The following is an 11257-nucleotide window of genomic DNA, read 5'->3' as shown; positions in this document are numbered from 1 at the left end:
CCCTGACATTGACGGGAATCTCTCGCGCGCGGCGGGCCTTCTTCCCGCGTGCGCCTGCCCGTCTCGTTCTATGCGCGCCCCGCGCTCACCGTGGCCCGCGAGCTGTTGGGGGCCCACCTCGTGCTCGAGGGGGAGGCAGGGCGGCGTGTGGGCCGCATCGTGGAGACCGAGGCGTACGTGGGGGCGCATGACCTGGCGTGTCATGCGTCCAAGGGGCGCACGGCCCGCACCGAGGTGCTCTTCGGTCCACCAGGGCGCGCCTACGTCTACCTCATCTATGGCATGTACCACTGTTTCAACGTGGTGACGGACGTGGAGGGCGTGGCGTCGGCGGTGCTGGTGCGGGCGGTGGAGCCGGTGGAGGGCCTGGCCCCGGCGCTGCGCACGGATGGTCCGGGGCGGCTGTGCCGGGCCATGGGGCTGACCCTGAGCCACAATCGTTGGGACCTGCAGTGCGCGCCGCTCTATCTGGAGGAGGGCTCGCCCGTCGCGGAGGCCCAGGTGGCGCGGGGTCCGCGCATCGGGGTGGACTATGCCGGGGAGTGGGCACACGAGCCCTATCGGCTGTGGGTCCGGGGCAGTCAACATGTGAGCCGGCCGCCTGCCCGCCGGGCCCTCGAGTCCGCTTGACGGGCACGGCCCGGGCTGGGAGGGTGCGCTCCAAATGTCCGACGAGGCCGTCAAGGAAGAGGACCGCCAGCTGGTGGAGCGGGCCCAGGCGGGAGACATCAGCGCCTTCGAGGCGCTGGTGGATGCCCACCGGGATAAGGTGTACGGCCTGGCGCTGCGGATGACGCGCTCCGAGGCGGACGCCGCGGAGATCAGCCAGGATACCTTCCTCTCCGCCTACCAGCACCTGCGGGAGTTCCGTGGTGATGCCGCCTTCAGCTCATGGGTGCACCGCATCGCGGCGAACAACGCCCTGATGCGTCTGCGCCACCGGCGGGTGGTGCAGGCGGCCGAGGGAGAGCTCCAGGGCCCGGAGTTCACCGAGCGGGGGAGCCTGACCGAGTACCCCGCCCGGGACTGGAGCCGGGACGCCGAGGGGCGCATCCTGGACGCCGAGCTGGGGCATGCCATCCAGCAGGCGACCGACCATCTTCCCGAGGGCTATCGGGAGGTCTTCCTGTTGAAAGACGTGGATGGGCTCAGTTACGAACAGATCGCCGAGGTGACGGGGGATTCCATTCCCGCCATCAAGAGTCGATTGCACCGGGCCCGACTTGCGCTTCGTGATGCCATCGACCGGTTCTATAATCAGGGTGATGCGAGCGGGTGAAACCCATCAGGAGGCTGGGCATCTCGTGAATGACGAGGCAGGCCACGGCCGAGGTCCGGATGTACACGTGTAAAGACTCCATCAACCTGCTGCAGGCGATGCTCGACGGGGAGTTGTCCGCCGAGGAGACCCAGCACCTGCGTGAGCATCTGGCGGGCTGCGCCCCCTGCGTGGACTTCCTACGCACCTACAGGGCCACGCCGGGCCTGTGTCGCAAGGCACTGGCCCAGAAGATGCCCCAGGAGGTCTCGGCCAAGCTCACCGAGTTCCTGCGCACGCGCATCAAGCCCACCCCGTGAAATTCCATCTCAGGACGCTGTCGCTGCCGGAGCTACAGGAGGCCCTCGCGCCCGTGCAGCCCTCGCCCGTGGCGGTGCGCAAGGTCTTCGCCGCCGTCTTCGCCCATGGGGCCTCCTCGGTGGAAGAGGTGTGCCGGGCGCCGCAGGTGCCCAAGCGCGTGGCGGACTTCCTGCGCGAGCACGCGGAGATGCCCCGCCTGACGATCGTCGAGCGACGCAAGGCCGAGGACGGCTTCGTGAAGTACCTCTTCGACTCGCCCCTCGGGGGCCGGGTGGAGGCGGTGCGCATCCCCATCTTCGACCACAAGTACGTGGTGTGCATCTCCAGCCAGGTGGGCTGCGCGCTCGCGTGCGACTTCTGCATGACGGGCAAGCTGGGCTTCCAGCGCAACCTGCGCACCTGGGAGATATTGGACCAGGTGATGCAGATCCGCGAGGAGGCCGACCGGCCCGTGCGCGGCGTGGTCTTCATGGGCATGGGCGAGCCGCTGCTCAACTACACGGAGACCTTGAGGGCCGCGCAAATCCTCTCGCACCCCGCGGGCTTCGCCATCTCCGGGCCCTCCATCACCTTCTCCACCGCGGGCATGGTGCCGGCCATCCGCCGCTACGTGCGCGAGGGGCACCCGTACCGGCTGGCCTTCTCGGTGACGAGCGCCATCCCCGAGAAGCGGCTGAAGGTGTTGCCCATCGAGAAGGCGCACCCGCTGCCGGAGCTGGTGGACGCCATCCGGGAGTACGCCACGGTGCGGCGCGAGCGGGCGATGATCGCCTACGTGGCCATCAGCGGTTTCAACCTGGGTGAAGAAGACGCACGGGCGCTCAAGCAGGCCTTCGAGGGCATCCCCATCAAGGTCGACCTCATCGACGTGACGGACCCCCAGGGCAAGTACCTGCCGCCCTCGCCCGAGGAACTCAAGGCGTTTCGCGACCACCTGCAGATCCTCGGCGCGCCCATCGCGCGGCGCTACTCGGGGGGCAAGGACATTGGCGCGGCGTGTGGCACGCTCGCCGCCTCCCAATATGGGGGTGTGGTGTTGCCGGCCCCGCCGCCCGTGAGCATCTCGTAGTCTCACCGCGAGAGGCGCATGGTCGAGTTCCTCGACAACTTCATCGCCCACCTGGGCCTTTTGGGCCTGCTGGTGTTCGGCGTGGCGGCGGCGCTGGAGTACGTGGTGCCGCCCTTTCCCGGAGACACCATCACACTGCTGGGTGGGGTGTACGCGGTGCGCGGGGAGCACCCCTGGCCGCTGGTGTTCGGGGTGGTGGTGGCCGGCAGCGTGCTCGGTGCACTCATCAACTACCAGGTGGGACACTGGCTGGGAGGCCGCTTCGAGCGGCGGCCGGGAGAGGCCTTCTTCGGCATCACCCACGCGCGGCTGGAGTCGGTGCAGGCGCAGATGCGACACAAGGGGCCGTGGCTCCTGCTCGTCAACCGTTTCCTACCGGGCATCCGCGGGCTCATCTTCGTCGCGGCGGGGGCCGCGCACATGCCCCGCGTCAACGCGCTGCTGCTCGGGGCGCTGTCGGCCATGGCACACACGGCCCTGGTGTTGGCGCTGGGCGTGGCGGTGGGCGGCAACCTGGAGCGGCTGGAGTTCCTCGTGGGGCGCTACCAGCGGGGCGTCATCCTCGGCGTCGCGCTCGTCGTCCTGGTGCTGGGCGTGCGCACCCTGTTCAGGCGCCAGCCGCGCACCGGGTGAGTCCGGGGCGGGGTGGGCTCCGCCCCATGCCTCAGTCCCTCGGGGCCGTCTCCGGCTTGTCCAGCCACAGCTCCTCGAAGCGCACCTGGGGCAGCGCCTGGTGCAGCCGCATGCCCTGCACCGAGCCGTTGGCCACCGTGTGCATGCGCTGGTGGAAGAGCGGGAGGATGGGGCTGTCCTCGTGAACGACCCGCTCCGCGAGCCGGTAGAGCCGCTTGCGCTTCTGGGGATCGATGGTGACGCGCGCCTCTTCCGTGAGCCGGTCCAGCTCCTCGTTGCGGTAGTTCAACGCGCACAGCACCTGGGCCTTGGAGTGCAGCAGGTAGTAGAGGAAGTTGTCCGGGTCGGGATAGTCGGCGACCCAGCCCACGCGGAAGGCGGACAGCCGCCCGTTGCGCCGCCGCTCGAAGAACTCGTCCGCGTGCAGCTCCTCGTGCCGCAGCTCCACCAGCCCCGCGTCCACCAGGGGCTGGAAGAGCACGGCGTCCTCGAGTGACGTGTCGTTGCCCTGGGGATAGTGCAGGGTGACGGGCAGGGTGCGCACCCCTGCCTCGCGCAGCAGCCGCTCGGCCAGGGCGATGTCGCTGCCCGGCCCCGAATCGCCCAGGGGCGCGTCGTCCTCCAACAACTCCGGTGGCGTCAACGTGCGCGCCAGGCGTGCCCCCTTGTGGAACTGGTCCACCATGCCGCGCACGTTCAGGCCCGCCCGCAGCGCCTTGCGCACGCGCACGTCGTTGTAGGGCGCCTCGCGCATGCTGAAGCCGAGGAACGTCGTGGAGGGCGTGCTGCTGGCGAGCACCTGCTGTCCGTCCCGCTCGAGCGACTCCACCTGCCGCATGAACAGGTGGGAGACGATGTCCACCGCGCCCTCGCGCAGCGCGTTCACGGCGTGCTCGCGCGACTCCAGCAGGTGGAACTCGACCCGATCCAGCAGGGGCTGCCCCGCGCGCCAGTAGCTGGGATTGCGCTCGAGCGTGATGAGCGCCGAGCCGAAGTCCACCAGCCGGAACGGGCCGGTGCCCACCATCTGTCCCCGGGCGTCGAGCCGGGCCACCGCCGCGCCCGGCAGGGTCATCAATTGCAGGAAGAAGGCCTTGGGCTCCTCGAGCCGGATCTCCAGCGTCAGGTCGTCCACCACCTGCAGCCCCTTCACCTCGCGCGTCTGCCCCGAGGTCACCTCCGAGGCCCCCTCGACGACCTCCATCAGGGTGCGGTCCGGCGAGTTCACCGCGGGGTCCAACAGCCGCTCGAAGTGGCGCTTCACGTCGCGCGCGTTCAAGGAGGTACCGTCGTGGAAGACGACGCCCGGGCGCAGGTGGAAGCGGTAGCGGCGCGCCGTGGCGTCCACCTCCCAGCGCTCGGCGAGCTCCGGCACCAGCACGCCATCATCCAGGCGCAGCAGCGGGGAGAAGACACAGCAGGTCATCTCCAGCACCTGGGTCTCCACCGCGAAGAGGGGATCCAACCCGCCCTGGTTGTGCAGGAACGCCGACTGATGGACGCCCGCGCGCAGCGTGCCACCCGGTCGCGGCGCGGGCAGCCGGAAGCGGAACACCTCGCCGTCCAGGCTCGCCGCCTCGTGCGCCAGTTGCTGCACCGAGCGGCTCAGCCCATCGCCAATGCGGATGACCTGGAGCGCGTCCTCGCTCACCCGCGCCACCTCCTCGGCGATGGCCGTGTCGCCCCGCATGAGCACGCCGTGCGCCGCGCGGATCTCCTCGATGGCCGTGCTCAGCCGCACCACCGCGCTCGACAAGTCCCTCCCCGTGCGCGCCTGGCCCTCCGCCTTCTGCGACGCCTCCTGCGCGAGCTTGGCCATCTGCTGCGTCTGGTGCACCAGCTCGCGGCCGTGGCCCGCCTGCTCGATGGCCGCGCGCGTCACGTCGTCCACCCGTCGCGCCACCCGGCGGCTGGCCTCCACCACCGTGGAGCCCTGGGCATCCAGCCGCTTCGTCTCGGCCACCGTGGCCTCCACCGCCGAGAAGGTGCGCTGGGTGATGGCGCGGATCTCCCGCAGCGCCTCGGCGGCCCGGTCTCCGAGCTGCACGCCCGTGCTGGCCTGCTCGCGGCCCTCCCTCACCAGCGACACCGCCGTGCCCACCTCGCGGCGGATGCCACTGACCATGGTGGCGATCTCCCGCGTGGAGCGCGCGGTGCGCTCGGCGAGGCTGCGGATCTCATCCGCCACCACGCCAAAGGGCCGGCCCTGCTCTCCCGCCTGCGCCGCGATGATGGCGGCGTTGAGCGCGAGCAGGTTCGTCTGATCCGCGATCTCCTGGATGACGTCCACGATGCGGCCAATCTGCGTGGAGCGCACGCCGAGCGAGTCCACCAGCTCGGCCGTCTTGCGCACCGTCTCCTCCACCCGGTACATGCCCTGCACGCAGTCGTTGACGAGCACCGCGCCGTGCTCGGCGGTGGCCGTCACCGCGTGGGCGAGCTGGTTGGTCTCCGAGGCGCGGTGGCGCACGGCGTCGATGCCCGTCTGCACCAACTGCACGAAGGCCTCCGCCTCGCTGGCGAAGCGTCCCAGCTCGTCACCCGAGGAGGCGATGTGGTGCAGCCGCTCGCTCATGGCCTGCACCTGCTGGGTGGTGCGGTGCGAGAAGTCGTCCAGCGCGAGCAGCGCCTCGGCCACCTGTCCGAGCCGCTCCGTCATGTCCGTGAGCGAGCCGTTGGTCTCCTGGATGAAGCTCTCCAGCTGCGTCACGCGCTTGCCCGCGGCCTGCATGCTCTGGCCCATGCTGAGCACCGACTGCTGCGAGCGCTCCACCGCGCCGCTCTGCCGGTGCGCGGCCTCCAGCAGCACGTGCACCTCCTCGGACACGCCCTGGCAGGTGCGGCGCACGTTGCCCGTCACCCGCTGCACCTGGGTGAGCGCCCGGCGCAGGGAGTAGAGCAGTCGGCGCACCTCGCGCTCATCGCGCAGGCCATTGTAGGCGCTGTTGGTGAGGTCTCCCTCGGCCAGCCGCGTGAGCAGACTGGCCCGCTCCTGGAGGCGCCGGTTGGCCCACAGCGTCCAGAAGGCGTAGGTCGCCGCCATGAGCAGCAGCGGCGTGCCGAGCAGCAACACGGCCCAGCTCGACGGAGTCATGGACTGCCCGGCGGCGAGGTGCAGCAGTCCTCCCGTCAGGATTCCGAGGGTGAGCCCGATGACGACGCTGAACGAAAGGAGGTACTTGTAGAGGTGCATGAGAGACCGAGGTCCCATCACCGTATCCCGCCTCGCCCATGGGGTCCTCATCTCGTCGCGAGGGAGCGCCCGGCGCGTGCTTCTGCCCGTGCTCCTGCTCGCACTGCCAGCAAGGGGCGGCGGGCCCCCGGCCCCCGCGACCGAGCAGGCTCGCTTCGTCTTCGCCTGGAAGGGCGTTCCGGTCGGACTCGTCACCCTCTCGCTCTCCCCCGGGGCCCGGCGCTTTACCTACACCTCACGGCACCTGCACACCCGCGGGGAACACGTGGGGCAGCGCACGCGGGAGGAGACCGTGGCGTTGGGCGAGGAGGGCACCGTGGAGGGCCGCTCGAGCGTGTCCCAGGCGTTGTGGCTGTGGCACAAGCCGTCCGCGAGCGGATGCGTGCTCGGCCGCGAGGAGCTGTCCGGACGCGAGGGGCCCCACTGTGTCACCTCGCTCCAGGAGGACCGCGTCGAGGGGACGCTGTTCGGCCAGCCCTTCTCCGCGCGCTATGACTCGCGGGGGCGGATGGTCGCGTTGGAGGTGGGGGAATCGCGCTTCACCCAGGTGCCCCCGGGCACGCGGCTGCGCGCGCCGCCGGAGCTCTTCGTGGACGGCGTGCCCGTGGAGGGCGACCGGGGCGTGCTCGGCTTCGAGCCCCCCTGGCCGCTCGCGCGGCGCCCCGCGTGGTTGACGGAGTGGCGGGAGGCGCCAGCACGCGCGCTCGCGCGGGAGGTCCACGCGGCCTTTCCCGAGAAGCTGCCGAGCGCGGCGGACTGGAGCGACACGGGAGAGGGCGAGGCGGGAGGGTGTCTGGCACATGCCTCGCGCTTCGCGGCCCGGGCGGCGGCGCGGGGGCAGCGCGTGGCACTGGTGCAGGGCCTGCTCGTCGTGGACGGGGGCCCCGCCCGGCCCCATGCCTGGGTGCGCGTGGGGCTCGCGGGGGGGGGGGTGTTGGATCTGGATCCCACGTCGCTGGACGCCGTCCTGCCCACCACCCACCTGGCGCTCGCCGTGGTGGAGCCCGGCCGTCCCTCGGTGGAGGCCGGAGAGCGGTGGCTCGCGCTCTTGCGCGGCGAGCACCGGGTGGTGCGTGCTCCGGCCGCCCCGTGAGGCCAGGCGCCCGGGGGCGGCTCAGTCGAAGGGGATGATGGAGAGCCGGGCACCCACGGGCGCGTCCAGCAACTGCTTGGCGCGCGCGGGCAGGTAGGCCGTCTTGTCGTCCAGCCGGGCCATGGTGCGCACCGCGCGGAAGCGGTTGCGCCCCGAGTCGCGCTCGTAGCCGACGAGCACGTCATCGCCCTCCAGGTCGAAGTCCTCCGCGGCCAGCTTCACCGAGCGGTAGCGGCGCACGAGGGTGATGTCCGCGAGGTTGGCCTCGAAGTGCGGGCCGCCATCGAACGGATCGATGCGCTCCACGTAGCGGAAGCCGACGCGCTCGAGCATCCGCTGCACGCCCTGGGTGTTGGGCCCCACCTCGCCGAGCACCTTCTGCACGCGCTCGGGGAAGAGCGAGGCGTAGATGTCCGAGGAGGGGAAGAGCTCCTTGATGAACTCCTTGTTCTGCCGGCTGAGCCGGTCCGCCTCCTGGTAATCGAGCCCGGTGAACTTCTTGCCACACGCCTCCCAGAGCAGGCTGCGCCCGTCGGGCATCAGCGGGGGCAGCAGCTCGGCGAGCACCCGCGGGCGGAACAGCCGCTTGTGCATGGCCATGAAGAGGAAGCGCACGTAGGACAGCTGCTTGCCGGGCTTGTCCGGCGTGGCGCGGTAGGGCGGATCCACCACGAGGCCGCCAATCTCCGTGGGGCCCTCGTAGTTGTAGCCGATGGAGAGCACCTTGTGCCGGAAGTGCCGGCCGATGCTGGCCGAGTAGTGCTCGCGCTCGGACACGTCGTAGTAGATGTGCGGGGCCTCGTAGGTGCCGTGCTGCGCGATGACCATCGACGTGCCGATGATCAGCTCGTTGCGCACGTCCTCCAGCACGAAGAGGTACTCGCGCTCGAAGGGATCCTTCACCTTGTCCGAGAAGCTCTTCACGGACTTGTCGATGATGGCCTCGAGCGTCTCCTCGTTGTTGGGCAGGTTGACGGTGTTGAGCACCGCGGCGAGCCGCTTCAGGCCGGGCAGGTCGGTCTTCTGGACATCGCGCAAGACGAGCATGGGGGCACCCGCGCCTCTTTCCCCCCTTGGGAGAGGGCGCTGCGAGAAATCACCTTACACCACCAGGGGGAACCGTCAGCCGCTCCCGTCCTTCCGGATGCGACGCGTTGCGTTGGCTTTCATGCTCGCCCGGCTGCCTGACACGTTTCAACGTCCCCGGGCATGAGCCCAGGAGATGGCTTGGTGCAGATCCGCGAGCAGCGCGTGGACACTTCTCGGGCCGGTGCCGTGTCTCAGGCCCGGGACAGCTTCAGCCCCAGCTCGTGGCGGTAGCGCTCGAAGCACCGGGCGCCCGCGTTGAGGCGCATCAGCGCTCCTTCCGCGATGGGCCGCGCCACGCGGGGATCCGCCGCCACCAGGGGCTTGAGCACCTCGCGATTCCAGGCCTCGGAGTGCTTCACGTCCAGCGTGGCATGCACGGCGTAGTAGCGCCGCACCGGCATCTTGAAGCCGAGCCGTTGCAGGCCCGCGTTGACGCACGCCGAGCGTCCCGGCGCCGTCAGCTCCACCGCGCCCAGCGCGCCCACCGACTGGTAGGTGTAGCGGCGGTTGGCGGCGAGCGCGACGAGGAGGTTGGCCAGCGCGTGCGCCTCCCACACCGTGCCCTCGTCCGTGGGGCGCAGGTGCAGCGCCGTGGCGAGCTGCGACAGCATGGGCCCATGCATCGCGTCCTCTCGGCCCCGGCCCATCTCGTCCCAGTAGTTGCGCGCCAGCTCCAGCTTGGCCTGCGTGGGCAGCTTCACCTGGGTCAGCGCCACCAGGTCATCGAAGCCCGCCTCGCCCGCGAACTCCTGGGTGAGGAACCAATGGAAGGGCTCCAGCGGCGCCTCCGTGGCGAGCCACGCGAAGAGCGGGTCTCCCTGTCCCGGACCCGTCTGCTTCAGCTCCTCGAACCAGGCCACGAAGGCCTCGGGCTCCTCGGGCGCCTCGGCGGCCCGCTCGGCCACGAGCGCGCGCTCGCGCTCGACGAACTCTCCCTCCAACAGGCGCAGCCGTGTCTCGCGCGTCACCTCCTCGCGCCAATCCTCATGGGGAAGCGTTGGTCGCAGCCGTGCTCTGTTGAATTGAAGGAGCACCCGGTGGAGCGCGTTCTGCTCTTGCTCGCTCGCCCCTTCACCGAGGAGCGCACCGAGTTGCACTTTCTCCGAGCTCCCGCTCTCTCCAAACCCCGCCATGGTGCACACCCTCCTGACTGGTGCCTCGGCGTGATGCCGAGGCGCATACAAGGGAGAAGGTGGGGATGCTCGCGGTCACAAGCCAGTCATCGCTGACGTTCGCGATCAGCGAGATTCGTTGTGAGAGGAATCAGTGCGCCATCCAGACGGTGGACTGTGCCTATCAAGTGGCTTGGAGCATCAACCCGCATATGAGGATTGGTGCCGTCAACTGGCGTCACGCGCGCGCCCAGCATCAGGCCTACCGCCGCGCCCTCCTCGAGGCGGGCGCCGAGTTGATCTCCCTGCCCTTCGTTCATGGCGCGTATGACTCCGTGTTCGCCAAGGACAACGCCGTGCTGCACTCCCAGCGTGGGCGGATGCGGGCGTTGCTCGCCTCGCCCGTCCACGGCGAGCGCCAGCAGGAGCAGCGGGCCCGGGCCCGTGTGCTGGACACCCTGGGCTTCGAGGTCTTGGGCGGCAGCGCCGCGTGCCTCGTCTCACAGGTGCATCACGCCGGGCGCGTGGCCACCAGCGACACCACGGCGATGCGCTCCACGTTCGCGTAGGGCCGCTGTTCCAGCTCCTCGCCGAAGACATCCGGATCCAACTCCTCGTACTGGAAGTGGGCCCGGGCCTCGGCGAGCACTGGAGCGAGTGCCGAGTGCAACTGGTCCTCGCCGTCCACCACGGGCGCGCCGCTGTAGAGCACGAGCGTGCCGCGGGGCGACAGGCGGCGCAGGGCCTCCTGGGTGAAGCGCACGGACAGGTCCACGCCGTGGGGGCCGCCACCATCGCGGTACGTGCGCGCGCCCTCGTCCACCAGGTAGGGCGGGTTGGCGATGACGAGATCCACCTCGCCCGGCACGCCGCCCAGCGCATCGCTCGTGAGCACCTCCACGTGGGACACCCCGTTGAGCGCGGCGTTGATGCGCGAGAAGCGCAGCGCCCGCTCGTTCACGTCGGCGAGCACGAGCGTGTCCACCCGGTGGGCGATGGACAGGCCGCCAGCCCCCGAGCCACAGCCCACGTCCACCGCGCGCCGGAAGTGGCCCGGCACGCGCGCGAGCAGGGAGGCGAAGCGGTAGGTGTCCGGACCGAAGAAGACGGCGTCCTTGTTCGTGGTCGGATAGGCCTCGTGGAGGTAGAGCCCCGGGCCCAGGCTGGAGTAGCGCACGAGGCTGCGCAGCCGCCCATCGGGTTGTTTCTCCACCATCCGCGCGCGGTCCAACAGCGCCAGCATGGGGGAGGGCAGCACCTGCGCGGCGAAGGGGCGATTCCAGCCAAACACATCGCGCAGCGAGCGCGCCGTCTCCGAGGAGTGGCGGGCATTGACGCGTCGGTGGGTCTCGGGCGTCACGGTGATGAAGTGGTAGCCGGCGGAGCGCAGCGCGCGTCCGAGCTCGATGAGGGCCTCGTCCTGGGAATTCACCTCCGTACCCTTTGGCCGGGGGAGCACCCCGTCAAGCAAGGGCCGGTTTCCCGGCAT

General features: G+C 70.3%; 11 protein-coding genes. 7 read left to right on the top strand and 4 right to left on the bottom strand.

All coding sequences use genetic code 11. The features are described 5' to 3' along the window. Positions 1-48 precede the first annotated feature (48 nt). Genes CYFUS_RS45025 through CYFUS_RS45005 form a run of 5 tightly spaced genes read left to right on the top strand, consistent with a single transcriptional unit; the run spans position 49 to position 3281 of the window. A complete protein-coding gene (locus CYFUS_RS45025) occupies positions 49-630 on the top strand; it encodes a DNA-3-methyladenine glycosylase (RefSeq protein WP_095990838.1) in 582 nt (193 codons plus the stop codon). Between the two features lie 34 nt (positions 631-664). Further along, the gene (locus CYFUS_RS45020) at positions 665-1279 is read left to right on the top strand and encodes an RNA polymerase sigma factor (RefSeq protein ID WP_095990837.1); all 615 of its coding nucleotides are present in this window, start codon (positions 665-667) and stop codon (positions 1277-1279) included. Between the two features lie 59 nt (positions 1280-1338). Next, positions 1339-1578 (top strand): anti-sigma factor family protein, encoded by a 240-nt coding sequence (locus tag CYFUS_RS45015; RefSeq protein ID WP_095992604.1) that lies wholly within the window; start codon positions 1339-1341, stop codon positions 1576-1578. Beyond that, a complete protein-coding gene (locus CYFUS_RS45010) occupies positions 1575-2648 on the top strand; it encodes a radical SAM protein (RefSeq protein WP_095990836.1) in 1074 nt (357 codons plus the stop codon). Before CYFUS_RS45015 ends, CYFUS_RS45010 begins: the two co-directional genes overlap by 4 nt. A gap of 18 nt (positions 2649-2666) precedes the next feature. Next, positions 2667-3281: a DedA family protein gene (locus tag CYFUS_RS45005; protein ID WP_095990835.1), complete on the top strand. Its 615-nt coding sequence runs from the start codon at positions 2667-2669 to the stop codon at positions 3279-3281. Positions 3282-3312: 31 nt separating this feature from the next. On the opposite strand, the gene CYFUS_RS45000 is transcribed toward CYFUS_RS45005, so the two are convergent. Then, a complete protein-coding gene (locus CYFUS_RS45000; protein WP_420042666.1) occupies positions 3313-6492 on the bottom strand; it encodes an ABC transporter substrate-binding protein in 3180 nt (1059 codons plus the stop codon). A gap of 58 nt (positions 6493-6550) precedes the next feature. Between CYFUS_RS45000 and CYFUS_RS44995 the strand changes: the two genes are divergently transcribed. Continuing rightward, positions 6551-7567: a hypothetical protein gene (locus CYFUS_RS44995; RefSeq protein WP_095992603.1), complete on the top strand. Its 1017-nt coding sequence runs from the start codon at positions 6551-6553 to the stop codon at positions 7565-7567. 21 nt (positions 7568-7588) lie between these two features. On the opposite strand, the gene CYFUS_RS44990 is transcribed toward CYFUS_RS44995, so the two are convergent. Together CYFUS_RS44990 and CYFUS_RS44985 are read right to left on the bottom strand one after the other, a co-directional pair. Then, positions 7589-8614, bottom strand: a complete 1026-nt coding sequence (locus CYFUS_RS44990; RefSeq protein WP_095990833.1) for an arginine N-succinyltransferase — start codon at positions 8612-8614, stop codon at positions 7589-7591. 233 nt (positions 8615-8847) lie between these two features. Next, positions 8848-9789 (bottom strand): iron-containing redox enzyme family protein, encoded by a 942-nt coding sequence (locus CYFUS_RS44985; RefSeq protein ID WP_095990832.1) that lies wholly within the window; start codon positions 9787-9789, stop codon positions 8848-8850. 65 nt (positions 9790-9854) lie between these two features. Here CYFUS_RS44985 and CYFUS_RS44980 point away from each other — a divergent pair, with 65 nt between their 5' ends. After that, entirely contained in the window at positions 9855-10337 is a 483-nt protein-coding gene (locus CYFUS_RS44980; protein WP_095990831.1) for a hypothetical protein, read from the top strand. On the opposite strand, the gene CYFUS_RS44975 is transcribed toward CYFUS_RS44980, so the two are convergent. Next, positions 10280-11200, bottom strand: coding sequence for a methyltransferase (locus CYFUS_RS44975; RefSeq protein ID WP_232537174.1), 921 nt, complete (start codon positions 11198-11200; stop codon positions 10280-10282). The two genes, CYFUS_RS44980 and CYFUS_RS44975, sit on opposite strands and share 58 nt — an antisense overlap. Positions 11201-11257: the final 57 nt, after the last annotated feature.

The sequence above is a fragment of the Cystobacter fuscus genome (assembly GCF_002305875.1).
Lineage (GTDB): Bacteria > Myxococcota > Myxococcia > Myxococcales > Myxococcaceae > Cystobacter > Cystobacter fuscus_A.
This window is presented reverse-complemented; position numbering and strand designations above follow the sequence as displayed.

Coding starts and splice junctions, on each gene's coding strand:
- CYFUS_RS44990 (WP_095990833.1), bottom strand. CDS start 8,614: ATGCTCGTCTTGCGCGATGTCCAGAAGACCGACCTGCCCGGCCTGAAG.
- CYFUS_RS45020 (WP_095990837.1), top strand. CDS start 665: ATGTCCGACGAGGCCGTCAAGGAAGAGGACCGCCAGCTGGTGGAGCGG.
- CYFUS_RS45000 (WP_420042666.1), bottom strand. CDS start 6,492: ATGGGACCTCGGTCTCTCATGCACCTCTACAAGTACCTCCTTTCGTTC.
- CYFUS_RS44985 (WP_095990832.1), bottom strand. CDS start 9,789: ATGGCGGGGTTTGGAGAGAGCGGGAGCTCGGAGAAAGTGCAACTCGGT.
- CYFUS_RS45005 (WP_095990835.1), top strand. CDS start 2,667: ATGGTCGAGTTCCTCGACAACTTCATCGCCCACCTGGGCCTTTTGGGC.
- CYFUS_RS45015 (WP_095992604.1), top strand. CDS start 1,339: ATGTACACGTGTAAAGACTCCATCAACCTGCTGCAGGCGATGCTCGAC.
- CYFUS_RS44980 (WP_095990831.1), top strand. CDS start 9,855: ATGCTCGCGGTCACAAGCCAGTCATCGCTGACGTTCGCGATCAGCGAG.